Genomic DNA, 24854 nt, shown 5'->3' with positions numbered 1-24854 from the left:
GAACTGACTTATCTGTTGAGGTATCCATGGCCACCAAGCTGAGTTCCGAGCAAAAGCGACAAAAGCTTGCCCGTGCGGCGATGAATGTGATCTGGCGCGATGGCTATCACGCCGCCACCATTCAGGCAGTTGCGACCGAGGCCGGATTACCTGCAGGTGGTGTGTTTTACCGCTTTCCCAAGAAACATGATCTCGCCCTGGCGGCACTGGAAACCATGGAAGGGGAGTTTGTCCCGCTTCTGGAAAGTATCTCGACGTCGCGTTCGGTCGCGGATCGGTTGGCGAAGTTCTTTGATTATCTTGATGCCATGACCCCGCGCCGGGTCAGTCATGGCTGCCCGTTGGCAAGACTGATGCTTGATATGCCCAATGATGCGGACTTTGCCTCGTCGCGCAGAACCGGCCAGGCGGTGTTTGAGGCCCTGATCAACTGGGTTGCCGATCAGCTTGAAGAAGGCGGGGTAGATCACAGAACGGCCACAAGGACCGGGCGTCAGATCATCCTGCGCTGGCAAGGTGCGATTATTCTGGCCCATAGCATGGGAGATCGGGCCATTCTTGATGATGAGATCAATGAACTGCGCGCACTGGCCAAAGATCTGCTTGGCTAAACCCCGGTTGTTTTTCCCCTAAAAGTTGATTGCCATTATTTACGCATTTTCTGATGATGCATTAGGGGTTTGGCGCATTCACCCGATGCGTGTCGCAGTTGGTCCGGCAAACATTTCAAACTAAAGGACACGGGCAATGACGAAGATGAAACTTGTGCTGGTGGCAATGATGGCAACGGTCCTGACGGCCTGTGCCACAGGTCCGCGCATCTATACCGATGCTGATCCGGCGGCCGATTTTGGACAGTATCAGACATTCGCCTTTGTCGAAGGGGCCGGCAAGAATGCCGAGGCGCAATATCAGACCCTGTCGGGCCAGCGGATAGAGGATGCGATCAACACCGCTATGGTGTCGCGCGGCTATCAGCTTGATATCCATAACCCTGACCTTTTGATCAATTTCCATCTCAAGACCGAGGAAAAGACACGCTCCTCACCGCCGGTCTATATGGGCGGCTATTATGGCTATCGCAGTGGCATGTATGTTGGTTGGCCGGGCTATGTCGAACCGGGCTATGTCGATAGCTACACCGAAGGCACGCTGAGCATTGATCTGGTTGACCGCCAGACCCGTCAGATGGTCTGGGAAGGCACAGCTGTTTCGCGGGTGACCAGTTCGCTTCGCGAAGCCCCGAATGAAACGGTGCGGGCTGCGGTGGCGTCGATCTTTGCGCAATATCCGTATGTGGCGGGCAATAGTGCGCCCCGAGCCCTGACGCAGTAAGAAGGCGTTCTGACGGAACAAAAAACGGCCCGGATATCCGGGCCGTTTGTCTGTCGATCATGTGCACAGTGCAAAGTGAAGTGTAAAGTGCGATCAGTCTTCGCTGGCGGCGACAAAGGCCGTGTAAAGGTCCTGCGCACGCCGCGTGATCGGGCCGGGCTGCAGATTGCGGTCATCCAGTTTGACGCACGGGGCGACCTTGTAATAGTTGCCGGTGCCAAAGATCTCGTCAGCGGTTTCGAGTTCTTCGTATTTGCAGGTCTTCTCCACCACATCAACGCCGTCCTCACGCAGAAGCTTGATCACGCGCTGACGGGTCAGGCCATTGAGGAACGTGCCATTGATCGCCGGGGTAAAGACCGTGCCGTCCTTGGCAAAGAACAGGTTGGCATAGGAAAACTCGGCAACATTGCCGATCGGATCAAGCATCACGCCGGTGTCAAAGCCCGAACTGGTGGCCTCGGTCACCGCGCGGCCGACATTGGGATACAGGCAGGATGCCTTGGCCTCGGTCGGCGCGCTTTCCGGAGACGGGCGGCGGAAGCTTGATTTGCGGGCACTAAAGCCGGTCTGAATGGCTTCTGGCATTTCACTGATCGAAATGCACAGCACAAACTGCGCGCTTTCCGGCGTGGGCGCGATGAAGCCTTCGCCGCCAAACACCAGCGGTTTGATGTAAAGCGCCAGTTTGGGATCGAACTTTTGAACGCCTTCCTTGACCAGTGCGACGATTTCCTCGGTGGTGATCGTCGGTTTCAGGCCCATCAGCTCGGCCGAGCGGATCACACGCGCACAATGCGGATAAAGGTCCGGCATTTTGCCATTCATGCGGCGTGCACCATCAAACACGGTCGAGGCCATCCAGAAACCATGGGTTTGCGGCCCCATGATGTTGGGGTTCCCTTCGTGCCATTGGCCCTGATACCAGGTCCAGTTTGTAACGGTGCTATCGGTGGCGGCGTGACCCATTTTTGTACTCCTGTGGGGCGGTTCATTAGCGCTGCCTAGCATAGGATTTTTGCAATCAAATGGTCAAAGAAAACATCACCGAATTAGTGCCTTTGAAATGTCATGAAACCTTGCAAGCAGTTATGGGATAGGTTTTTCTATAGATAGGTGATTTTGAGACGCTTTCCGCTTTGAAAGGAAAAGAAGATGGGTGATGACGTCAAACTTGATCTCGACGCGCGGTTCGAACATGCCCGTGACGTCATCCGCTCTGCCGGAAAGCGGGCGATGGAATATTTCGACGGCAGTGCTGGCGATCTTGAGGTCGAGGCCAAGGAAAACCCGCTCGATATGGTCAGTATTGCCGACAAGAATGTCGAGGCGATCATTCGTGATCAGATCGCCGACACCTTTCCCGAGGACGGCTTCCTTGGCGAGGAAATGGGCATCGAGAAGGGCGACAATGATTGCCTGTGGGTGATTGACCCGATTGATGGCACGGCGTGCTTTGTCAATCAGATGCCAAGCTGGTGCATTTCCATCGCCCTTGTCGTCAAGGGAAAGATCGAGATCGCCCTGATCTATCAGCCGTGTGGCAAGGAGTTGTTCAGTGCCCGTCGCGGTCAAGGTGCGCTTGCCAATGGCGAGCCGATCAAGGCCAGTGAGGCCAAAACCGTCGGTGACGGCGTGATGGGGCTTGGCATGTCCCATCGCACGACAGGTGACGCGATCATGCCCTTTATCAAGGATTTGTTGGATCGCAAGGGCATCTTTATGCGGAACGGATCGGGCGCACTTTCGATGGCCTATGCCGCAGCCGGGCGGATGATCGGCTATTACGAACCGCATATCAATCCGTGGGATTGTCTGGCCGGGATCCTTCTGATGCAGGAAGCCGGCGGTTGGGCCAATGATTATCTGGGCGCCCCCGATGCGCTTGAAAAAGGCGCGCCGATCCTGACAGCGGGCCCCAATGTCGCCGAAGAACTTAAATCCATGACCGGTATCAGCCGTTAGGCTGGCTGCGCATCAGGTTGCGGGCGTGTCGTTTCGCGCCAGGCGGGCGTCAAATTTGCGGTGAATGAGGCGGGCCAGTTCAGCGTCAATCATCGCGATATCAAGCGGCTTGGTGCAATAGGCATCAAAGCCGGTCTCGTGAAAGTTTTCGAGATTGTCGTTTGATATGTCCGCGGTCAGGGCAAGCACCGGAATGGTCGCCTTGACCGGATCGTCAAAGGCGCGGATACGCCGGGTGGCCTCGATGCCATCAAGAACCGGCATGTGAAGATCCATCAGAACCGCATCGAAATCGGCACCGGCAAGAATATCAAGCGCAATCTGCCCGTCAGCAGCCGTGCTAATCGTATGCCCCTGTGCTTCCAGCAGTTTCTGGGCAAGGATGCGGTTGATTTCGATGTCCTCAATCAAAAGCAGGTTCCATGTGCCCGGATCGGCCGCCTCGGCCTTTTCAGACCGGGCGTCGTCCGTGTTTGCGGTTTGTCCTTCCTGCTGGGCAACGTCGGTTTTGCTGCTGCGTGGCAGGGTCAGGTCAAACCAGAAATGACTGCCTTTGCCTTCCTGGCTTTCGACTTGCACCCGGCCGCCCATCGCCTGAACCATGCGCTGACAAATTGTCAGGCCAAGTCCCGTGCCACCGTAACGGCGGGTCGTGGTGGTATCGGCCTGTGTGAAGGCATCAAAGATGGCTTCGAGCTTGTTTTGTGCAATGCCGATCCCTTCATCGCGCACCGAAATGCGGAAGGAAACAGCATCTTCGGTGATATCGCGTGCCTGCACCAGAACAAGAACCTTGCCGCGTTTGGTAAACTTGATGGCATTGGAAACAAGGTTGGTCAGCACCTGTTTGAGCCGCACCGGATCGCCAATGACATGGCGCGGCAGTTCCGGATCAATATCAAGTTGAAGCGTGCTTTCCTGCGCGCGTGCCGGGACCAGCATCATCGAAACAACTTCTTCGCAGATGTGATGAAGGTCAAACGGGTTTTCTTCCAGCACAAGCTTGCCGGCCTCGATCTTGGAGATATCAAGAATGTCCCCAATCAGCGACAGGACATGGCGACCGGCCCCGCGAATGGTCGACAGGTAGCTGCGCAGCGTTTCGGTATTGGCATCTTTGTCCAGACTGTCACTGGCAAGCTGGGCATAGCCCAAAATGGATGTCATCGGGGAGCGGAATTCGTGGCTCATATGGGCGATGAATTCCGATTTGGCCCGATCAGCCTGCTGGGCCCGGTTCATGGCGTTTTCGGCAGATGCGCGGGCATCTTCAAGTTCGCGGGTTCGGGTTTTGACCAGATTGACGATGTGTTTTTCGGTGCGGTTCAGCGACCGCAGATAGATCAAAAGCAGAATGCTGACCGTGCTGCCAAACACAAAGATCGCCCATGGCTGCCAATAAAGCAGCGTGCCAAAGCCGCGTTCCGAGGGATGCAGCACAATCGTCCAGTCGCGATAGCCAAACGTGAAATTCGAAACATTCGGGTTGAACGGTTTTTCAAATTCCTCTCGAATGTGCTCGATCGCATAGTTGTCTAACCGATTGGAATAGATAAGTTTTCTGTCCGACTTCGATTTCAGGTCCGCAAGATGGATTTCAAAATCCAGCGGAATGCGTGCTATCCGTGCCGCCCGGCTGATCATGTCGGTCAGGCGCAACACCCCGATGGCGACACCAAGTGGTGGTCCGGTGCGGTCCCGACGGTTTTCAACCGCCAGAAACGCAAGCGAGGTCACGACCGCCGAATTCGCCTGAACAAGTTCGAGCGGCTCGGTCAGGGTGACATTGCCGGTCTGAAGGGCGGTTTCAAGCGCACGTCGGCGCGAAGGTTCGCTCATCATGTCAAAGCCGATGACTTTTTCATTCCCTGACCGCGGGAAGACAAAGAAGACCGGATAATAGGTGTCCTGTTCGCTTGACGTTTGCAGTTCGCCATCGACAAGGGCGCGGATGGCGAAATTGGTCACCCCGCGCAGCTCGGCGTTTTCTTCAATCAGGCCGCGCGCCCGGCGTTCAACATGCGGTGCCCATTCAAGGGCGGCAACACCGGGCCGACGGTTGACCCATGGGGCAATCATCGCATCAAAGGTATTGGCCGAAACGCTGCCATGCACATCAAAAAGGGTCCGGACCGCAACCAGCGCATCGGTGGCCCCGCCAAGTTCTTCGCGAAGGGATGCTTCAAACGCCAGGCGATACTGGTCGGTCGATGATCGGTCGGCGGCAACAAGCTGGGTATAGGTGTACCAGGATGCCAGCCCCGAGACACCAAACCCGATCACGCCAATGATGATCGACAGCGTCCGGCGCAACCGATGGACATCTTCGGATTGCCGCCCGTCAAGGGTTCGCGTCGTGATCGCGGCAATCCGTTCCATGCCCGCAGCCAGAAACAGGGTGCCGACCGAAATGGCAATGACATAGCCATAAAGGTTGCGAAGGCCTGTATTCAGTCCGACGCCGACAAAGGTTTTATTGCCAAGGGCGGCAAAGACGATGATGTCGGCAACGATGACAGCATTGATCAGAACCGCGCCCAGCAGCCCATAGCGCACCGCCCCCCAGATCACCAGCGGTACGGAGACAAAGATAAACAGATATTCGGGCTTTGAGATCAGCGGCGTTGTCTGAACGGCCGACGCCAGAACGATGGCCGCGATGACGATGAAGGCAAGCTCGCCATAGTGTTGAAGTGATCGGGATACCGGCTGCCGGTTCATCAGGCGCAAGGTCAGTGGTCCGACCACAATCGCACCGACCAGATCGCCCAGGAACCAGCCCTGCCAGATTTTGCCGAACTGATCAAAGTTGCCAATAACAATCATGCTGAGTGTGGTGCTGCCCAAAAGGGCTGCGATGGCAGGGCCACATACCGCGCCCAGCGCAAGGAAAACCAGCATGCTGCGGAATTGCGCCAGCGGATAATTCCCGGCAAGGCGCGTGATCAAAAGGGCGGGCAACACGGCGGCAAGCGTATTGCCCGCCGCAATCATCAGGGCCGCTGGCACCGACGGCGACGTCGCCAGATTAACCAAAAGGGCACCGATGAATACTGCCGGGAAATACCGCCAGCCCCAAAACACCATTGCGGCAATTGCGATGCCAGATGGCGGCCAGACAAGGGTAACACTTGTGCCAAAGAACGGAAGTTGCAGTCCGGCATAGCCCGTTGCGAAATAGGCAAGGATAACCACCAGAGAACGCACAATGTGATGGCGTTGCAGCGTCAAACGATTGTTCCCCTTCCCCTCTGGCATCAGCTCGTTCTTGTGCTAAGACCAAATGTAATGTGTCGCAGGGCGGATTTGAATAGATCAATCATCGAATGTGCGCGAAAGGCCAAAGGCTTATTCGAATGCTTATTGGCTGCACCAAAGAATACGGGCGACCCAGTCGATTTCCTCTGCCGGAATAAAACGGTCTTCGAAATCGGGATTAAGGGATTTCAACTCCACACCAAGCGCGCCGCGCCGGACCAGTTCCTTGGCCATGACTTCGCCCTCATGGGTTTTGACAACCACGCGGTCTTTGGGGCGGATGTTTGACGCCGGGCTTACGATGATCAGATCGCCATCGCGAAATACCGGCGCCATGGAAACGCCTGATATCCGCAACCCATAAGCGGTTGGGTCGTGCAGGGCGGGAAAGGTGATGTCTTCCCAAGATCCACCAACAGGATATCCGGCATCATCAAAAAAACCACGATTTCCGGCTTGCGCAAAGCCAATCACCGGAATGCGCCCGGCGCCGTTGCCATCCACCAGTTCGGAAAATTCCCGGAAACTGACATCGGTGACGGAAAGCACCTTGGAAATGCTCTCGGTCGACGGCCAGCGCGCCTTGCCCTGCGCGGTCGTGCGTTTGGACCGGTTGAATGTGGTCGGGTCAAGTTGTGCCAGACGCGCCAGTCCCGATGGCGTCAAGCCATGGTCCTCGGCGATCTGGTCAAGGGCGGCCCAAATCTGCTGATGTCTGATCATGGCGCATCCTAGCAGCAGGGATGTCCATTGCGAAAGAAGGAATTAATTCCTGAATTCTACAGGCATCAGTGTCCCAGTAACCGGTTACACGCCGTTTCCTGTCGAAAAGCATCGGTAAACGCACCACGGAAGTCGTGATGTGGAAAGTTAGCCGTAACTCACTAATCGCAAAAAACACTAGTCTGACGATGCTCTTCGACAATGTAATCCGTGCCAACTTTTCTTGCGGTCAATGTGTGAATGCAGGAATCGGCGTAGGGAACGTAGGTCGTAGTATTGGGGCCCGATATCGGTATTATGCCGCTTTCGACGATGTTCCACTGATAGGCTCTGCGGCCATCGTCAAGATCGATGATGTTTATTGGCGGGCCATAATCCAATATCGGTTCGGTAATTGATTGGCCAATATAGCCTTTCATGATTTGTCCTGTGCAACTCACAACGAACAAAACCGCGAGTAAGGCGAAATATCTCATGAATCCCCCAAAACCGTGCTTTTCAGAGCGAGTCCAGCAGTAAAAGTGTCTCACAATACCTGCTCTAAATCGAGCTTTGGTTGTGTAAGATGCTGCAAATGCATCAAAAATAAATATAGGAAATTAATCCTTTACAATGAGAACAAAAAAGGGATTATAGCTTGCATATCAACACCGGAATTGCATCTGGAAATAAGTCGGGCCTTTCGGGGACCGACTGAAAAGACGGCGAGAACCGTCGATATGCGCGGGCGGAACACCGCCCTTGGGGACATCACAAACCATTCATCGCACCGGCGTGCATCACAAATGCGCGGGCGGGAGAACTGTATCCTTTTCAAGGGTTTGGCGCGGTAAATGGCGGTTTGCAGGTCCGGTGGGGTGAACAGGCATTATCCAGCAGGAGGGCGACGTGACCGAACAAAGACTTTTTCCCAAACCACTCTCTGCGCGCGACATCACACCCTTTTCCAGTGCCCGGCAGGCATGGTTCTGGTTCGTGCGCTGCCAAACCGCCCGGATCGAAGGTGCGCGTGTGGTCGCTGATGCGGGCGAGGTCGTCCGCCCGTGTGATCCCGACGATGTCTATAACGCGGTGATGCGCCTTAAAAAGGGTGGTGTTCTGAATGACCGGCATTTGCAGGTTCTGGAATATTTTGGCCTCGTCGAACGCGAACCCGATCCGCGTGATCCGCGTGAAAAGGGCAAGGGCGATTTGTGGCAACAGGCCCTTGAGGCGCTTGAAAACGTGTTGGTCACACGCGGCATCGTCAAACGCGGCCGTGATGAAAGCTTTCACCATGAAGACGGCGTTGTTGAACTGGGTGGGGATTTGTCGCCATGCGGGATGTAACCAACGTGCTCAAACAATCCAAAGCCGCTGAAACAGCAGAGGACTCCGCCGGTCCATGGATGGATCACTGGGCCGATCAATCTGCTTCGGGGCGCGAGGTTTCGGTGCTGGTGGTCTTTGCCGATGCACCGGAAAAACGGTTGCTGCGTATTCTGAAACCGGGCTTTCGCCATTGTTTCGTGCTGGTATCTGGGGTGCGGGCCGGGGAATGGATTTGCCTTGATCCGCAAAGCCATCGGGTGCGGTGTGAAAGCTGGTGCTACTCACCGATCTTTGATCCGGCGGCCTATTATCGTGGCCTTGGCTATCACTGTATCTGGGCGTCTTATCCGGCCGCCATCACCCGTAAGGTACGGTTTGGCCCGATGAGCTGTGTCGAACTGGTCAAAAGGTTGCTGGGCATTTCAAGCCTTTGGGTCATCACCCCTTGGCAGCTTTATCGCCATCTGCAAAACGGGATGGAAACGAGTCAAATCGAGGATGTGTTTTTTTCTGAAAAATGTTCTTGATTTGTTCTTTTTAATGTGACATAAGAGACAAATCAACGCCACAGATGCGCCCGCAGGGTTCCGACCCTTGCGGGCGTTTTCGCGTTTGGGGGATCGGGAGGAAAAGCGATGGGCAGTTTGTTTTCAACACCGAAACCGGTGCGTGTTGCGCCATCGGTTGCACCACAAAGTGTAACGCAAACAGACGACGACACCAGCGCCGAAGACGCCGGACGTGCAGCCCGGACAGAGGCATTGGAACGCCGTCGTTATGGTCGTGCCAGCCTGATCGGAACAAGTTATCGCGGGCTTTTAAGTGACCGCATCGCCAAGGCCGGTGGTGGCAAAAACCTGTTGGGGGAATAGGCATGGCGAAATCGCAAAAGCATCGGCAGCAGCCCGAGCTTGAAGACAAGGCGCACGCCGAGGCCAGTGTCAGGGCCAATGTCGGGGCCAATGTCGCACAGGTGCGCGCCCGCTTTCAAAAGGCGATGGAACGTAGGCGCAATTGGCTGACCCATTGGCAGGATTGTTATGAATTTGCCCTGCCACAGCGCAATGCCGCCGCCAGTAATCAGACAAGTGGGGGCAAACGCCTTGATCGGGTGTTTGACGCCACGGCATCGGATGCGGTCGAACAGCTTGCCGCCAGCCTGATGGCCGAAATCACCCCGCCCGGTGGCGGTTGGTTTGAGCTGGAACCGGGCGGCAATGTTGCCAATGCAGATCGGCAGGCCCTGACAGAGCAGCTTGGTCGGGCTGTCAGGATTTTGCAGGGACATTTTGATCGTTCCAACTTTGCAGTGGAAATGCATCAGGCGTTTCTGGATTTGGTCACGGCTGGAACCGCGTGTTTGCGGTTGGAAAAGGCGGATTTGCAAAGCCCGTCTGCCTTGCGTTTTACCGCGGTACCCTTGCGCGATCTGGCATTCGAAGAACGATCTGATGGCAAGATGGATGCGGTGTTTCGCAAGCTGGCGCTGACCCGAGATGAAATCACCGCGACCTGGCCCGGTGCCAAGACGATGGCAGACGATGATCCGGGTGAAAAGAACGCGCCGAAACGCATCAGTGTGATTGAGGCCGTCTTGCCCGCAACCGATCGCAAAACCGGCTATGAGCTTTGCGTTTTCCGCGAAGAGGGTGATGGCCATTCAGGCGATCTGATTTATCGCGACCGGTTTGATGTGTCGCCCTATATCGCCTTTCGCTGGATGAAGGCGCCGGGCGAGATTTATGGCCGGTCGCCGGTGATGAAGGCTCTGCCCGATATCAAAACCGCCAACAAGGTGGTGGAACTGGTGCTTAAAAACGCCTCCATCGCGGTGACGGGGATTTGGCAGGCCGATGATGATGGCGTTTTGAACCCGGCCACCATCCGGCTGGTGCCGGGCAGCATCATCCCCAAGGCGGTCGGATCGTCGGGGCTTACACCGCTTGACGCGCCCGGCCGGTTTGATGTGTCGGATCTTGTGCTGTCTGATTTACGTGATCGTATCCGGCGCTGCCTTTTGGCCGACCGACTGGGGCAAACCGATCAACCTGGCATGACCGCGACCGAGGTGCTGGAACGCGCGTCCGAAAACGCCCGGCTTCTGGGCGCAACCTATGGCCGGTTGCAGGCGGAATTGCTCTATCCGCTGATCCGGCGTGCGCTTTATATCCTGACCCAAACCGGGGAGCTTCCCGATATCCCGCTGGATGGCGATGTTGTCGTGCTGCGTCACGCCGCCCCCTTGGCGCAATTGCCCAAACGGGTGCAGGCGGGACAGGCGCTGGATTGGCTGTCGCGGATTGCGGGTCTTGGGCCGGAAGCCTTGGCGGAGGTCGATCTACCGGTCATGGTCCGCTGGCTTGCCGATCAGTTTGGTGTGCCTGACCATCTGCTACGCCCCAGCCTGCCGCCCGAAATTGCGGAGGTTGTTTGATGACCGGGAATGGATGGGACTGGTTTGAGGCGGAAAACGAAAGCCTTTCAGAAAGCGGCTCTGATCACTGGCAGACCTGTTTTGCCCGTGACGCCGGGGCAAAGGTTCTGGCCGATCTCGAACGTCATTTCCTGCATACCGCGCTTGGCCCGGATGCAAGTGACAAGGCGATCTGGATGCGAGAAGGAAAACGCGCGTTGGTGTTACAGATCAGGCGACTGGCGGATTGTTCCGCTGGGGATCACGAGCACCACGCGCCAAACGCTATTTGAACCCAATTTACGGAGTTTCGCATGACAACCGAACCCGACCTTCTCGCGCCGGAAGCCGAGATTCCTGAAGTCCCGGAAGCAGCAGAAACACCCGAACTACCCGATATCGAAAGCGAAGTTCCAGAAACGGAACTTGATCCCGCAGATGTCGCCGATCTGGTGCCCGAAACACCGGATGCCTACGCTATCTCGCTTGCCGATGGTATCGGCGAGATTGATGCGGATCTGAACCAGCGCCTGCATGCGGCAGGGTTCAGCAATGCCCAGGCACAGTTGGTCTATGATCTGGCGGGCGAGGTGCTTTCACCCCTTCTGGGCGATCTTGATCAGGCGGCACAACGCGCGACCGACCGTGCGGCTCTGGTGGCCGAGTTTGGCGGCACGGAAAGCTGGAAGAAACTGGCACCGAAAATCGAAAGCTGGGGCAAGGCCAATCTGCCAGAGACCGCCTTTGAAACCTTGTGTCAAACGGCGGATGGCGTGCGTGCCATGCACCGGATGATGGCGCAAAATAACGAGGCAGCGCTGGGCAAAGTCGAGGGCGGGGGTGGGGCTGAGAACCTTCGATCTGACATCCGGCGCAAGATGAATGATCCGCGTTATTGGCGGGATCGTGAGCCAACACTTGTGGCCGAGGTACAGGCGGATTTCGCCCGACTTTCCAGTGGGTAGTCCGGCCTAGAACAGCTTGTCGGCACGGTCGATGACCGCGTTGACATAGTCCGGGATCGGGGTCAGCGGCAAAAGGAAATAGCCCGCAACCCCCAGCCCGATCAGGCTGAACACAAGCAAAACCGACTTCTTCACGGCAGATACTCTTTTTCTTTGTTTTCTTGTTTGTCTTGGACTGGACCGCGCAGAAAAGCCCGTCGGGTGCAACAGGTCGGGGCAAATCAAGCGCGTGTCCTACGGAACCTCGATGGATGAGGTTCCCTGTAACAGCGCTCTTAAAACACCAAACCTTGGCCGGAAAATGACCGGTTTTGGGGCAATTGTGGCACAGGCCCTTTTTGGCAGCGCAATTGAACTCCGGCGGCTGCCTGCAATCACGACAAAATCATATCTGAAACAAGGGGATAAAAGGCGATGACAACCACGATTGATCAAAGCTTCATCGACCATTTTCAGGCCGATGTGCATCAGGCCTATCAACGCATGGGATCAAAACTGCGCAATACGGTGCGGGTGAAAAACGCGATCAAGGGCGCGACGACGGTTTTCCAGAAAGTCGGCAAGGGCACGGCGACCACCAAGGCGCGGCACGGCAAGGTGCCGGTGATGAATGTCGATCACGAGGCGGTCCGTTGTGACCTGCGTGATTACTATGCCGGGGATTGGGTCGATGCGCTTGATGAGCTTAAAATCAACCATGACGAAAAGATGGTTCTGGCCAATGCCGGGGCCTATGCGCTTGGCCGCAAGACCGACGAGCTGATCATCAATGCGCTGGTCGGGGCCGATGATGTGGTGCCCGATAATACCGAGGGGATGACCCTTGATAAGGTAATGATGGCGTTCGAAGGCCTTGGCGACCGGGACGTGCCCGATGACGGGCAGCGTTATGCGATCGTCGGCTGGAAACAGTGGTCGGAGTTGCTTCTGATCGATGAGTTTTCGCGATCGGATTATATCGGCGATGACGATTTGCCGTGGAAGGGCACACAGGCCAAACGCTGGCTCGGCACCCTTTGGATGCCCCATTCCGGCCTACCGGTGGCAAGCGGCATCCGGTCCTGCTTCTGGTATCACCGCACCGCCATTGGTCATGCCATCGGATCAGACGTCCAGTCCGACATCACCTGGCATGGCGATCACGCCGCGCACTTCGTCAACAACTCCATGAGCCAGGGCGCGACGCTCATTGATGGCGATGGCGTGGTGTGCTTGCAGGCACAGGAATAACCCCCTGATCCGACTTTTTCCGAACCAAGGAGACCCAAAATGGCAGAAGGTTTCAAAGCCAGAAACCTCAGTGTTCTGGCCTATGCCAACGGCTTTACGCTGTGGCACTACATCACCCCCGACGTCGCGGCTGACGTCGATACCGCCGATTACTTCCTTGAGGCCCGTGACATGCTGCGCGTCGGCGATTTCATCATCGCCAACACCAACCGCGACGCGACCATGTCCGGCGGCCTTTTCGTCGTTGCAAGCTCCGGTGCAAATGGCGTTGATGTCCGCGATATGACAGCGGTTGGTACGTCAAACACCGACTGATCCGGGGCGATCCGACCCAACCCAATCCAACCCTTTTCATCCTCCCTCAACCTCGCCCGGGTGACAGATGTTGCCGGGGTTTCTTTTGACCAGAACAAGGATTGCCCATGTGTAACTGTAACAAGATTACGATCTGCACCGAATTTGATGCCGCCCAGATTGCGGGTCTTCAGGTGCCGATTGCTTCCATCCATGCCTTTGCCACCCAGACCGTGCCGGACGGCTATCTGATCTGTGATGGGTCTGCGGTCTCTCGTGAGGAATATGCCGATCTGTTTGCCGCACTCGGCATCGTTTGGGGCGAAGGTGACGGCAGTACGACCTTCAATATCCCAGATCTGCGCGGTGAGTTCCTGCGCGGCTTTGATGCCGGGCGTGGTGTGGACGACGAGCGAGTGTTTGCATCGGCGCAGCTTGATCAGATGCAACAGATCACAGGTGGTATTGGTGTTGTAAGCCGCTTCAACTCGCCCGAGGGTGTATTTAGCTACTCGCACCAGCCCGGCACCACCGACGCAACTTCCGGCATCAACGACCAGAACAGGCTGTTGTTTGACAGCGCCAATTCCCCGAATGCCCGTGTCGGCACCGAAACCCGCCCGCGCAACGTGGCGGTTACCTACGCGATCAAGGCAGCGCAACCTGCTGCGGCCTGATGCCAGCCCCTGAACCAAATCATACCTTTTCTCTCGCCCCGGCAACAACCGTTGCCGGGGTTTCTTTTACCCAACCAAGGAGACTGCCCATGCAGGGTTCAACCCCAGTGGAATGTGAAGTTCTAAACGTGATTCAGGGTGCAGGCATCTGGCCTGATTGCGACGACAAGACCCAGTTACTGCAGGCGATTCAAAAGATTGCGACGGCTTCTCTACCAATCCGTCAGTATTTCACCGAAGACGGATCATTTGTCGTGCCTGAAGGTGTCACGAAACTCCGCGTAACTGTTGCCGGTGCCGGTGGCGGTGGGGGTCTAAATGGCTACAGAATCGGTGAACAATCCGAAGACGGACAGGCGTCCAGCGTTACCTATAACCAGGAAGTAGTTATTGCTGAGGGTGGAAAAGGCGGCTGGTCAGCAAAAACAACGGCTATTTCTGCGCCACATGGTGGTGCAACCAACGGTGATGTGAACCTTGTCGGGCAAGGCTCACCGGGGGGTAACGGTACGACGTCCCAAGATGGCCTAACCGGTGGTGCAGGCGGAAATGGCGGATTGGCGATAAAGGAATTCGCCGTGCTGCCGGGGGAGACGTTGCAGGTTGTTGTCGGTGCGGGCGGCACCACAACTGCAGACCCCGCGCCGGATTACTCGGGTAACTATGGCGTTGATGGTTATGTGATCATTGAGTGGGTTTGATTGAATTATCCCCGGCAGGGCTTGCTTGCCGGGGTTCTTTTTTGGCTAATGTTGGAGAAACTTTATGCAGTGTCTTAGTCCGGTCGAAAGTGAAGTTCTCAATGTTGTTCTGGCGGCAGATATTGCACCTGACCGCATGGACGACACCCAGCTGCTTCAGGCCATCGAAACGCTGATTGCAGGTGGTGGCTCTGGCGGTGGTGGCGTTATCGCTGGCAGTGAAATCGGTTCTGTTTTGGCGTTTGCGATGCCAACCCCGCCGAATGGTTGGTTGGTGTGTGATGGTTCAGCCATTTCACGCACCGAATATGCCGATCTGTTTGCCACCATTGGCACGCTTTGGGGGCACGGTGATCAGGTTTCGACCTTCAATCTGCCGGACCTGCGCGGTGAGTTCGTGCGCGGCTTCGATGAAGGTCGTGGTGTTGACGCTGGTCGGACATTTGGTTCCCTCCAAGGGGATGAAGTTAAACAGCACAGTCATTCCAACAATGGGCAAACCGGTCCAATCAACTCTCATGGTTCGACATACCCTTATCGGGTTGCTATCGCGGGATCGGGTACATTCGCTGGAGGCAATACTGGAGATTTTGGCGGTGACGAAACCCGCCCACGCAACGTCGCGATGACTTACGCGATCAAGGCGTTTTACCCGTCGGCGTCTTAACTCTGGCAGCTGACTTTTATTGGCGGAGCCCGGTTTTCCGGGCTCCGTTTTTGTTTGGGGGAACACGATGGCGTTAAGTGATGTGGCGTTGTGTGCACGCGCATTGGTGATGATCGGGGCGGCGCCGATTTCGTCTTTTGAGGAAGACGTCGCCGAGGCCGAGATTGCCCGGATGCTGTATCCCACCGTGCGGGACGGAATGCTGGCGGGCTATCCGTGGCGGTTTGCCGGGCGAGGGGCCTGGTTGTCGCGCTTGGCCGAGGATGATGCGGCAACGTCGCCCAAGGATGGCAGTGCACTGTTTGCCTTGCCGCGCGATTTTATCCGCTTGCTGTCGCTTGAACATGACGGCGGCAAGATTGCGCAGTTCGAGTTGCGTGATCAGGCGGTTCTGGTGGCGGGGGACAGTGCGTATCTAAGCTATGTCGCGCGTTTGCCCGAGGGCAGCTTTCCGGCCTGGTTTGATCTGGCGCTGATGGCGCGGCTGGCGGCCGAATTTTGCCTGCCACTGACCGAAAGCAGCACACGTGCGGAATACCTGTTCAAGCGGGCCGAGGACCAGTTGCGCGAAGCAAGGCTTGCCGATGCGCAGCAATCGACCCCGCATGCAATTGATGATTTTTCCCTGATTTCTGCAAGGAACTGAGTCCATGGCCCGCCGCGTTCTGGAGAAAAATACCTTTTCGACGGGTGAGCTGGCCCCGGAATTGTGGGGGCGATCCGATCTGAGTGCCTATGCCAATGGTGCGGCGCGGCTGCGCAATGTGTTTATCGAGCCATCGGGCGGGGTGCGTCGGCGTCCCGGCATTCGATTGATTGATGAATTGCCGGAACCCGCGCGTCTGATCCAGTTCGAGTTCAATACCGAGCAGACCTATCTGCTGGGCTTTGGCGAGAAACGGGCGCTTGTGTTTGAAGACGGGGTCGAGACAATCTGGTTTGAAACGACGTTTGGGGTCGAACACCATGATCTTTTGAACTGGACGCAAAGTGCCGATACGCTGTTGGTCGTGCATCCCGATGCCAAACCGGTGCGGATCACGCGCACGGGCGACGGGACCTGGCAAACCAGCCTGTGGGCCTGGCGCGAAACCAATTTGAGAACCAGTCAGCCTTACTACAAGTTCGGTGATCCGGCTGCGACCCTGACCCCGTCGGGTACCAGCGGGACGGTCACGGTGACCGCCAGTATGGATGTGTTCGTGCCGGGTCATGTCGGGACGCTTTGGCGGATTCAGGGGATTGAGGGCGAAATCAAAAGCGTTGCCAATGGCCGGTCTGCCACCATCGCCCTGAAACAGGCCCTGCCCAATGCCAATGCGACGGTTGATTTTGTCGAGCAGGCCTTTTCCGATGTGCGCGGCTGGCCGCGCAGCGTGACCTTTCACCAGGACCGGATGATCATTGGCGGATCGCGGGATTTGCCCAACCGGTTGTGGATGTCGAAATCCGGTGATCTGTTTAATTTCGAGCTGGGCGAAGGGCTTGATGACGAGGCGATTGAATTTGCGCTTCTGGCCGATCAGGTCAATGCGATTACCGGCATTTTCGCCGGGCGTCATTTACAGGTCTTTACCAGCGGATCGGAATGGATGGTGACGGGTGATCCGCTGACACCGGCCAATGTGCAGGTCACGCGCCAGACCCGGATCGGCAGCCAGAGTGATCGCACCGTGCCACTGGTCAATGTCGATGGTGCCACGCTTTTTGCCGGGCGGAGCGGGCGCGAAATTCGCGAATTCCTGTTTGCCGATGCCGAGCAGGCTTATGGATCGGCCGACCTTGCCTTGCTGTCACGCCATCTGATCCATCATCCGATTGATCAGGCCTTTGATCCGGATCGACGGCTTTTGCATGTGGTGATGCGCGATGGTTCGCTTGCAACCCTGACACTGTATCGCAGTGAAGCCATCACTGCCTGGTCGGCGCAATCGGTTGCGGGCTGTGCCTTCAGGTCAATTTCGGTATCCGGCGGGGATGTCTATGTCGTGCTGGAACGCGACGGGCGCTATTTCCTGGGTGTGTTTGACCCGGCATGCGGTTTCGATCTGTATCGCCGCCAAGCGGTGGCCGAGGGCGAAGCACCGCGCCGACATTGGGGCAATCTTGATGCACTGGATGGCCTTGATGTCAGCGTTTGGCACGATGGCGTTCTTGCCGATGACATCCGGGTTGCCGGGGGCACGATCACCTTACCTGAGAGTATTGGGGCGGTGCCGGAAATCGAGGTCGGCTTGCCCTTTACCCACGAAATTTATGCCCTGCCGCCGGCCGCATCGGATGGCAGCCGCCCGCATGGCGGTAATGCCGTGCGGCTAGTCTCGGTGACCTTGCGTTTGCAGGAAACCGGGCAGCTTCGCGTCGATACCGGCCGGGGATTGCGCGATGTGGCGCTTCCGGTTTCCGCCGATGACAAAGATGCGCTCTATAGCGGGGATATTACGCTCCGCGCGCTTGGCTGGCGGCGGGGCAGCGGCGGGACAGTTAAAAGCGGATTATGGCGCATCGCCGGGGACTTGCCCCGGCCTTTTTTATTGCTCGGTGCGGCCAGTGAAATGGGGGTGAATGACTGATGGGTGGATTTACATCAATCGTGCCGATGGCGGCATCGGTGTTGCAAACCGGACAACGGATTAGCGCTGATCAGGCCAATACGCAAAGCAGGATCAATCAAGGCGAGGCCGCCCGCAAGGCCGATCTGGCTGAAATCGAAGCCCGCGAACGCGAAGACGCCGCCCAACGAGCGGAAGATCTACGTCGGCGTCAGGCCACCATCCGGGCCCGGCAGGGGGCATCGGGGCTTATGGCGGGTGGATCGGGATCAGCCAGTGCGGTGCTGGCGGGCTATGAAAAAGCCGCCCGGCAGGACGGTGATCTTGCCGCCGATGCAACGGCGCGCAGGCGTACGCGGATCAATCAACAGGCCGCCTGGCGGGAAAAGTCGCTGTTGCGATCTTCGCAGGATGACACGGTCGCAAGGCTGAATGCCTGGTTTTCCAAGCGTGACGGCTGGGGCTGAGTTTCTGGGGTGATCTTTTATAGGGGGGAGTACGCGATGGGGGCTGTTTTTGCCAATCAGGTTCGTGCCAGCATTGCCTTTGTTGGCGATGGCGCGCGTGACACATTTCCGTTTGATTTTGATGTGTTTGATGCCGGGGATATCCGGGTCGCCATCAATGGCACGGAAACCGACACCGGGTTTCACATTGCGTTAACGCCGAGCGATCAGGGCGGGGGTGGTTTGGTGCGATTTGAAACCCCGCCTGTCAATGCCACCACGATCACCATCGCCCGGCATTTGCATTTGCGCCGGCTCAGCAGCTTTGATGCCATGTCGATCCCGCGCGGTGATGCGCTGGAGCGTGATCTTGATTTCATGACTGCCGCCCTTGGCGATGTCGATCGGGCGTTAACCGGCACGTTGCGCTTTGGCGCGGGGCAAGGGGACGGGGTATCGGCGGCGCTGCCGGTTATTGAACCCGGTCGGGCGCTCATTTGGAACGACGCGGGGGATGGGCTTGCCAATGGCCCGAGTGCGGACGCAATCGCGGTGGCCAGCATCAAGGCACATCAGGCGCAGGATGCCGCCAACCGGGCCGAGGCCGCGGAAAGCCGGTCCGAAATCGCAGCCGCGTCGTTTGAACGATCCCACGCCTCGGCGATGCTTAACCTTGATTTTCGCAGTGGCGATCTGCTGGCGTGGGAGGATGAGCGCCGCATGCCGGTGATTGACGCGCCGGTCAACCGGATCATGGATATCCGCGAAACCGGATCGCTGGTCAGGCTTTCCAGTGGGGCGCAATTGACCTTGCCGGTGGCATCGCTTGCGCGCAATGGCGTTCGGTTTCGGGTGTTTAACGGCGATGGCACGATGGTCGATATTACGACCGCATCCGGCGACGTCATTCGCCCGACCAATGGCGGGGCGGAGGTAACCGTTTATCCGTTGCCGACACGCGGCGACATGGTCGATCTGGTCTGTGATGGCACGCGCTGGTTTGCTGCCCCGATCCATGAAAGCGGCCCGGTGGTGAAGCTTCTGCGAGTGGCCAGCCAATCCATTCCGGCGGGCGGGGCGTTTCTGGTTGAATGGGATCAGGTGATTGAAGACAGCCACGGGCTTTATGACAGTGCTGTGCATGGCATCACCGGCCTGCCGCCGGGCTTTTATCATGTTGATATCGGGGTGCGTTTCCCGATTACCGACCAGTCGGTCTTTACCACTTTGTCGCTCGAACGCTTTGACGGCACCGATTGGTCGAGCCACTTGCAGGCCAATGATATCACCGCCATGGGCAGCGGGGCGGCGCACAGTTTGCGCCTCAATGGCATTGCCCGGATTAATCCCTCGCCCGGCTCCGGATTGCGCCTGCGCCTGTCGCATAGTGATGCGCAAACACGCGACATTGGCGCAAGCGGCCTTTTGACCTGGTGTCACATTCATCGCATTGGCGGCTGACGCAACGCCGCCATCCATCACATGCCAAATGAACGGAGATGCATCCAATGGGATTGCGTTATCAGCCGCTTGCGGCCTGCATGAACGTGTCGCGCGCCAGTACCAAGCTTGTTCGTGGCCCAAATGGCCTGCTTGAAACCCGCGCGATTGATGAACCGGCCTATGATCATGATCGGCTAGGCCGTCGCCTGGGCCTTCTGATCGAGGGGGCGGCGACCAACCTGCTGCGCTACTCACCTGCCTTTGACAATGCGCTTTGGGAAAAGAACAGCGGTGTGGTGGTAGGTGCCAGCACAATCGCCGCCCCGGATGGCAGCCAAACCGCGATGCAGCTTGATCTGCCGGGCAGTGCGGCGGGTGCGGATGGCCTGTATCAGAATGTCGGCGGGCTTGTGGCCAGTGAAACCTATAGCTTTGCCGTCTGGATGCGTGCGGTTTCGGGCACGGCTGACATCACGCTTGGCGGGATTGACGGGCCGTCCGCGCATGGCTTTACGCTTGATGAAAACTGGCAGCGGGTGTGGATCGCCGAACCGGCATCCGGTGCGACCCGCTATCCGAAAATCAGCACTGCCATAACTGCGCTTCCGGCCTCCATCCTGATCTGGAATGCCCAGCTTGAAGCGGGGCCTGCGCCGACCAGTGATATCATCAGCAACGGCATTCCGGCCGCACGAACGTGCGATGATGTGCGGCTTGATCCGGGCGACTGGTTCGCGCAAGGCCGGGGCACATTGGCGTTTGATATCCATACCGCGTCCGATTGGGATGGCATCTGGCGGATCGTGCAGCTTTATTCCAGCAGCCTTAATGATGATCACCTTGATCTTGGCTATGACAGCGATGCCAATCAGCTCCGCATTTCGCTGCGCTCGGCTGGTGTGCCGGTCGTCACCCAGTCGCTTTATGGCACACTTTCTAAGGATAGCCGTCATCGCATTGCGCTGGCGTGGGATGATGATGTGATTTCGGTGGGGCTGGATGGTGTGGTGCTGTCCTCGCCGGACGGCTTTGCCATGCCGCGCAATTTTTCCAATATCGTGCTGGGTTCCTTTGGCGGAACCGACAAGGCACTGAACGGCCATGTCCGCAATCTCGCCTATTGGCCGGAAAAGCTTTCCAATGCGCGGTTGTCAGAGCTTTCAACTGTCTGAGGATGGGCGATGCGTGAGACGGAAAACACCGATCCAATCGCCACCTTGCGAGCGGAACTGCTGCGCGATTTGCCCGATCACATCAAACGGGTGCGTAATGCCTATCGTCGGGCGGCACAGCAGGCAGCGCTTCTGCGCGAAGCCAAGGATTTCAATGCGCATCAGGCGGCGTGCAAAACCGCCCTTGGGCATCTTGATGGTTTGATCAAACTGCTGCGTTGGGCGTCTGAGGGGCAGGGTGCCGGGGAAGACGACGGCGCGGACAATGCAATGAACACCAGCGATTTGATCGCCAAAGCGAAGGAGGCGCTTGAAGGTGCCAGCTGAGGGATTGGCGTAAAGCATTGTGATCTTTGTGTGATGGTATCACATCCGTGATTGTCGAGACGTCCTTGAAAGCTGCCGGCATAGGTCGCGCAGCGATAAATGCCTAACTTTAGAAAGGACAGACCATGAAAAATGCGATGATTGTTTTTGCCAGCCTGATGTTTATGGCAAGCCCTGCATTTGCCAATGGTGGTGACGAGGAATCGACAAGTTCGAGCTCGGAAGACAGCCTGATTGAACAGGTGCAGGGCGCGACCCAAAGGCAGAAATGCTGGTCTGCTAAAAATTGCACAGGCAAGGTTCTGAGTAACCGTGATGCCCATAACTGCAAGGACAAATCCAAGGGCAAGTCCTGGGAAAGCAAATTTGGGGTTTGTACAAACCTCTGACCCGCAATTCTCATCGTGATGTGAAGGGCATTCGGCGGCATGCGTCGCCGAATGCCTTTTTGTATTCAAGATAAAGAAATCTGATCATTTCGAGGATCGAGCAAATGGCAAGCTTCGCCGAATTCGTTTGGATCTGGGATCAGATTTTGGGGCTCAGCCTGCCGGCCCATCACCGCAAGATGGCCGATTGGCTTGAGGACTGCTGGCAGTCGGGCAAGCGGGAAATGCTTTTGATGGCGTTTCGCAATTCCGGCAAGTCGACACTGGTCGGGTTGTTTTGTGCCTGGCTACTTTATCGCGATGCCGACTTGCGCATTCTGGTTCTGGCCGCCGATCTTGATCTGGCGAAAAAGATGGTGCGCAACGTCAAGCGCGTGATTGAACGCCATCCGCTGATGGGGGCCCTGTTGCCCGAAAAGCTGATCGATTGGGGCAGTGAGCGGTTTACCGTGGCGCGAACGGCTGTGTTGCGTGATCCGTCGATGCAGGCCGTCGGCATTGGCGGCAACATTACCGGATCGCGTGCTGATCTGGTGATTTGCGATGATGTCGAGGTGCCGAAAAACAGCGACACCGCCCATAAACGTGCCGAGCTGCGCGAAAAGCTTGGCGAGATTGCCTATGTGCTGGGGCCAAGCGGTGCGCAGCTTTATGTCGGCACCCCGCACAGCTATTACTCGATCTATGCCGATGAAGCGCGAACTGAAATCGGGGAAGTCGCCCCGTTCCTTGCCGGTTTTTCACGCTTTGAGCTTCCCATCGTCAATAAGGACGGGACATCAAACTGGCCGGAACGGTTTGACGCAGCCGCGATTGATGCCATGCGGGCCCGCACGCCAGAGCGCAAGTTTCAAAGCCAGATGATGCTTGAAATGATGGCCCCGGTGGCAGGCATCCTCGATCCGGCGTCACTTCGGTTTTACGACGACGTGGCCGAGATCACCCATGGCAATGGCCGCATGAGCCTTCGGATTGGCGGGCGCACCATGGTGGCGAGTGCCTGTCATTTTGATCCGAGTTTCGGGTCGCTTCGGGGCGACGGGGCGGTGGTGGCCTGTGTTTATATCTGCGATCAGGGGGAATATTGGCTGCAGGATATCGCGTGGTTGCGGGCGTCTAATCCGAGTGCACCGGCGGCAAACGGCGATATGCCCTGGCGCGATGAGGCCAGCCAGCTTTGTGCGCAGGTCGCAGAATTTATGGCGCGCCATCACTTGCCGTCGGTCCGGGTCGAGACCAATGGCATTGGCCGGTTCCTGCCCAATATCCTTCGGCGTGAACTGAAATCAATCGGATGGGCGGCAAGCGTCGTAGAACATCATGAGGTTACCAACAAGGCCACCCGGATCGAGGATGCGTTTGGCGCGGTGATGGGGGCAGGATTGCTGCATGTCCATCGCGCTGTTTGCCAGACACCGTTTCTGCGCCAGATGCGCGATTGGCATCCCGATAACAGCAATGCCAACAAAAGTGCCGATGACGGGCTTGATGCGGTGGCGGGCTGTATTTTGCATGATCCGGTGCGTTTGCCACGGGTCGATATGCCGGTCAAACGCGCTGACTGGCGGGCACAAAGCGGGATTTTCCGGGCCGATAGCCATTTCAACCCGTGAGAACGGGTCTTCAATCCGTGAGGGAATAAAAAACTTTCTCACAATGCCAAATGGTTAGCGCAGGTCTGTATCACATTTGTGAAATATTCATGGAAAATTCAGCTTTGGTCCCTACGTTTATTATATGAAAGAATAGTAAGGAATTTTTTATCCTATACTAAAGTGAGTTTTCGAAGCCAGAAAAAGACGGGTCCCGGCCCATGAAGCCGGCACAAGGAAGCGGCCAAAGATCATTTGTTGATTGATTTTGCAGTACAGGAAAACAAGACGTCCATGTGGGCGCACCTGACTGCCAGGAGGCCTGACCATGTTGAAAACACTGAGCTTGATTGCTGTGGTGGCAGGTGCCGTTGCAGTAACACATACCCCAGCCTCGGCATCCCCCGTCTGCGGGGATCGATCCAAGGTGATCGACAGCCTGAGCGCAAAATATTCCGAAGAACCGGTCGCGGTCGGCGTGACGTCCAATGGTGGCGTGATCGAGGTGCTCAAAGCGCCCGATGGCCAGACCTGGACCATCCTGTTTACCTATCCGTCCGGCCCAAGCTGCCTTGTCGCCTCTGGCGAGGCCTGGCAGGACCTGGAAGAAAAGCTCAAGGGACCAGCCGCCTAGAGGGCATGATTTGACTGCCTCCTGTGCTGTGGTCTTTGGCCGGGCATGAAACGCGCAAACCCCATCTGCGCGCCGCCTGTTGCCAGCAACTGTTTTATGCCGACCATCTAAGCCAAGGGAGATACCCTGGCCGTGATGACGTCCTTGAACTCACCCGCAAGCCTTCTGGTTTGCGGGTTTTTCTTTGCGGTATAATCCTGAGTGTAATCTTCTATCATACTGAAAAATATTGGAAAATTATGCTTTACCTTAACTTAAGTTCAGGTTTTAGGGTGCCCGGCTCTGGTCGCCGGATCTCGGGCGACATGATGTAAGCAAAGGCATGTTATGCAGAAAGTGATTTCAGGAATTCTCGAAAGCCGGTGGTTCTGGTTTTTAGCAAGGTTGTGTCTGGTGGTGATGTTTCTTGCCTCCGGCCTGGCGAAGCTGATCGATTTTGACGGAGGCATGGCAGAAATGCAGGCCGCCAGGCTTGCGCCAGCAGCACTTTTCAACGTCCTTGTAATCATCACGCTTTTGGCGGGTGCTGTTCTGATCCTGATCGACCGGGCTGTCTGGCTGGCCGCCGGGATTCTGGGCGGTTTCCTGTTCTTGACCATCCTGATTGTCCATACATTCTGGAACAAGACCGGGGCAGAGGCACAGATTTCCATGTTCTTTGCCCTTGAACATATTGTGGTGATTGGCGGCCTGATGGCTGCGGCGATCACCAGTCATCTTCGACGCAAGATTGCAGGGCTTTCAGCTTGATCCGTCATTG

Annotated in this window: 29 protein-coding genes; 24 read left to right on the top strand and 5 right to left on the bottom strand. The window is 56.9% G+C overall.

The annotated features are described in order from the left end of the window. Nucleotides 1–26 precede the first annotated feature (26 nt). Both DY252_RS16520 and DY252_RS16515 read left to right on the top strand, forming a co-directional pair. Nucleotides 27–611: a TetR/AcrR family transcriptional regulator gene (locus tag DY252_RS16520; protein ID WP_064788466.1), complete on the top strand. Its 585-nt coding sequence runs from the start codon at nt 27–29 to the stop codon at nt 609–611. Between the two features lie 136 nt (nt 612–747). After that, the gene (locus DY252_RS16515; RefSeq protein ID WP_064788465.1) at nt 748–1335 is read left to right on the top strand and encodes a DUF4136 domain-containing protein; all 588 of its coding nucleotides are present in this window, start codon (nt 748–750) and stop codon (nt 1333–1335) included. A 93-nt stretch (nt 1336–1428) separates the two neighbouring features. Here DY252_RS16515 and DY252_RS16510 read toward each other — a convergent pair whose 3' ends face one another. Next, nucleotides 1429–2304, bottom strand: a complete 876-nt coding sequence (locus DY252_RS16510; protein ID WP_064788464.1) for a branched-chain amino acid aminotransferase — start codon at nt 2302–2304, stop codon at nt 1429–1431. Nucleotides 2305–2490: 186 nt separating this feature from the next. Here DY252_RS16510 and DY252_RS16505 point away from each other — a divergent pair, with 186 nt between their 5' ends. Continuing rightward, nucleotides 2491–3300 (top strand): inositol monophosphatase family protein, encoded by an 810-nt coding sequence (locus DY252_RS16505; protein ID WP_064788463.1) that lies wholly within the window; start codon nt 2491–2493, stop codon nt 3298–3300. Between the two features lie 12 nt (nt 3301–3312). Here DY252_RS16505 and DY252_RS16500 read toward each other — a convergent pair whose 3' ends face one another. The 3 genes from DY252_RS16500 to DY252_RS16490 form a co-directional block, all read right to left on the bottom strand. Then, complete coding sequence (locus tag DY252_RS16500) at nt 3313–6558, bottom strand: CHASE domain-containing protein (protein WP_064788462.1); 3246 nt, start codon at nt 6556–6558, stop codon at nt 3313–3315. 102 nt (nt 6559–6660) lie between these two features. Then, the gene (locus tag DY252_RS16495; protein ID WP_064788461.1) at nt 6661–7281 is read right to left on the bottom strand and encodes a S24 family peptidase; all 621 of its coding nucleotides are present in this window, start codon (nt 7279–7281) and stop codon (nt 6661–6663) included. Nucleotides 7282–7442: 161 nt separating this feature from the next. Beyond that, nucleotides 7443–7700 (bottom strand): hypothetical protein, encoded by a 258-nt coding sequence (locus DY252_RS16490; protein ID WP_064788616.1) that lies wholly within the window; start codon nt 7698–7700, stop codon nt 7443–7445. A 469-nt stretch (nt 7701–8169) separates the two neighbouring features. Between DY252_RS16490 and DY252_RS16485 the strand changes: the two genes are divergently transcribed. The 6 genes from DY252_RS16485 to DY252_RS16460 all read left to right on the top strand — a co-directional run bounded on the left by DY252_RS16485 (nt 8170) and on the right by DY252_RS16460 (nt 11970). Then, nucleotides 8170–8610, top strand: a complete 441-nt coding sequence (locus DY252_RS16485) for a hypothetical protein (RefSeq protein WP_064788460.1) — start codon at nt 8170–8172, stop codon at nt 8608–8610. After that, a complete protein-coding gene (locus DY252_RS16480; RefSeq protein ID WP_082923425.1) occupies nt 8598–9119 on the top strand; it encodes a hypothetical protein in 522 nt (173 codons plus the stop codon). Before DY252_RS16485 ends, DY252_RS16480 begins: the two co-directional genes overlap by 13 nt. A 108-nt stretch (nt 9120–9227) precedes the next feature. Beyond that, entirely contained in the window at nt 9228–9464 is a 237-nt protein-coding gene (locus DY252_RS16475) for a hypothetical protein (protein ID WP_064788459.1), read from the top strand. Nucleotides 9465–9466: 2 nt separating this feature from the next. Beyond that, nucleotides 9467–11026, top strand: coding sequence for a portal protein (locus DY252_RS16470; protein WP_231959683.1), 1560 nt, complete (start codon nt 9467–9469; stop codon nt 11024–11026). Next, a complete protein-coding gene (locus DY252_RS16465; protein ID WP_064788458.1) occupies nt 11026–11298 on the top strand; it encodes a Bbp19 family protein in 273 nt (90 codons plus the stop codon). The genes DY252_RS16470 and DY252_RS16465 overlap by 1 nt, the downstream gene beginning before the upstream one ends. A 21-nt stretch (nt 11299–11319) precedes the next feature. Continuing rightward, nucleotides 11320–11970 carry a capsid assembly protein gene (locus DY252_RS16460; protein WP_064788457.1) on the top strand — a complete coding sequence of 217 codons (651 nt, stop codon included), beginning with the start codon at nt 11320–11322 and terminating at the stop codon, nt 11968–11970. Nucleotides 11971–11976: 6 nt separating this feature from the next. Here the strand turns inward: DY252_RS16460 and DY252_RS22700 are convergent, their stop codons facing one another. After that, nucleotides 11977–12105, bottom strand: a complete 129-nt coding sequence (locus DY252_RS22700; RefSeq protein WP_269451512.1) for a hypothetical protein — start codon at nt 12103–12105, stop codon at nt 11977–11979. A 279-nt stretch (nt 12106–12384) separates the two neighbouring features. On the opposite strand from DY252_RS22700, the gene DY252_RS16455 reads away from it, so the two are divergent. The 15 genes from DY252_RS16455 to DY252_RS16385 all read left to right on the top strand — a co-directional run bounded on the left by DY252_RS16455 (nt 12385) and on the right by DY252_RS16385 (nt 24844). Next, the gene (locus DY252_RS16455; RefSeq protein ID WP_064788456.1) at nt 12385–13200 is read left to right on the top strand and encodes a phage capsid protein; all 816 of its coding nucleotides are present in this window, start codon (nt 12385–12387) and stop codon (nt 13198–13200) included. Between the two features lie 39 nt (nt 13201–13239). Then, entirely contained in the window at nt 13240–13515 is a 276-nt protein-coding gene (locus tag DY252_RS16450; RefSeq protein WP_064788455.1) for a hypothetical protein, read from the top strand. Nucleotides 13516–13622: 107 nt separating this feature from the next. Beyond that, nucleotides 13623–14171 (top strand): phage tail protein, encoded by a 549-nt coding sequence (locus DY252_RS16445; RefSeq protein ID WP_064788454.1) that lies wholly within the window; start codon nt 13623–13625, stop codon nt 14169–14171. Between the two features lie 89 nt (nt 14172–14260). After that, nucleotides 14261–14872: a hypothetical protein gene (locus tag DY252_RS16440; RefSeq protein WP_064788453.1), complete on the top strand. Its 612-nt coding sequence runs from the start codon at nt 14261–14263 to the stop codon at nt 14870–14872. Between the two features lie 64 nt (nt 14873–14936). Beyond that, a complete protein-coding gene (locus DY252_RS16435; RefSeq protein WP_064788452.1) occupies nt 14937–15539 on the top strand; it encodes a phage tail protein in 603 nt (200 codons plus the stop codon). A 67-nt stretch (nt 15540–15606) separates the two neighbouring features. After that, nucleotides 15607–16185, top strand: coding sequence for a phage connector family protein (locus tag DY252_RS16430; RefSeq protein WP_064788451.1), 579 nt, complete (start codon nt 15607–15609; stop codon nt 16183–16185). A 4-nt stretch (nt 16186–16189) separates the two neighbouring features. Further along, the gene (locus DY252_RS16425; RefSeq protein ID WP_064788450.1) at nt 16190–18112 is read left to right on the top strand and encodes a phage tail protein; all 1923 of its coding nucleotides are present in this window, start codon (nt 16190–16192) and stop codon (nt 18110–18112) included. After that, nucleotides 18112–18558, top strand: a complete 447-nt coding sequence (locus DY252_RS16420) for a hypothetical protein (protein WP_064788449.1) — start codon at nt 18112–18114, stop codon at nt 18556–18558. The genes DY252_RS16425 and DY252_RS16420 overlap by 1 nt, the downstream gene beginning before the upstream one ends. 36 nt (nt 18559–18594) lie before the next feature. Next, entirely contained in the window at nt 18595–19998 is a 1404-nt protein-coding gene (locus DY252_RS16415; protein WP_064788448.1) for a hypothetical protein, read from the top strand. A gap of 47 nt (nt 19999–20045) precedes the next feature. After that, on the top strand, nt 20046–21152 hold the full coding sequence (locus tag DY252_RS16410) for a phage head spike fiber domain-containing protein (RefSeq protein ID WP_064788447.1): 1107 nt from the start codon (nt 20046–20048) through the stop codon (nt 21150–21152). A gap of 9 nt (nt 21153–21161) precedes the next feature. Beyond that, on the top strand, nt 21162–21479 hold the full coding sequence (locus tag DY252_RS16405) for a hypothetical protein (RefSeq protein WP_064788446.1): 318 nt from the start codon (nt 21162–21164) through the stop codon (nt 21477–21479). Nucleotides 21480–21604: 125 nt separating this feature from the next. Next, nucleotides 21605–21868: a hypothetical protein gene (locus DY252_RS16400; protein ID WP_064788445.1), complete on the top strand. Its 264-nt coding sequence runs from the start codon at nt 21605–21607 to the stop codon at nt 21866–21868. A gap of 104 nt (nt 21869–21972) precedes the next feature. Then, nucleotides 21973–23481: a phage terminase large subunit gene (terL, locus tag DY252_RS16395; RefSeq protein WP_064788444.1), complete on the top strand. Its 1509-nt coding sequence runs from the start codon at nt 21973–21975 to the stop codon at nt 23479–23481. Between the two features lie 307 nt (nt 23482–23788). After that, the gene (locus tag DY252_RS16390) at nt 23789–24094 is read left to right on the top strand and encodes a hypothetical protein (protein WP_008890208.1); all 306 of its coding nucleotides are present in this window, start codon (nt 23789–23791) and stop codon (nt 24092–24094) included. A gap of 327 nt (nt 24095–24421) precedes the next feature. Then, nucleotides 24422–24844 carry a DoxX family protein gene (locus DY252_RS16385; RefSeq protein ID WP_064788443.1) on the top strand — a complete coding sequence of 141 codons (423 nt, stop codon included), beginning with the start codon at nt 24422–24424 and terminating at the stop codon, nt 24842–24844. The last annotated feature ends 10 nt before the right edge of the window (nt 24845–24854 follow it).

It is taken from the genome of Thalassospira indica (assembly GCF_003403095.1).
Taxonomy (GTDB): domain Bacteria; phylum Pseudomonadota; class Alphaproteobacteria; order Rhodospirillales; family Thalassospiraceae; genus Thalassospira; species Thalassospira indica.
The sequence above is the reverse complement of the archived record's forward strand: the minus strand, read 5'-3'. Positions and strand labels throughout refer to the sequence as shown.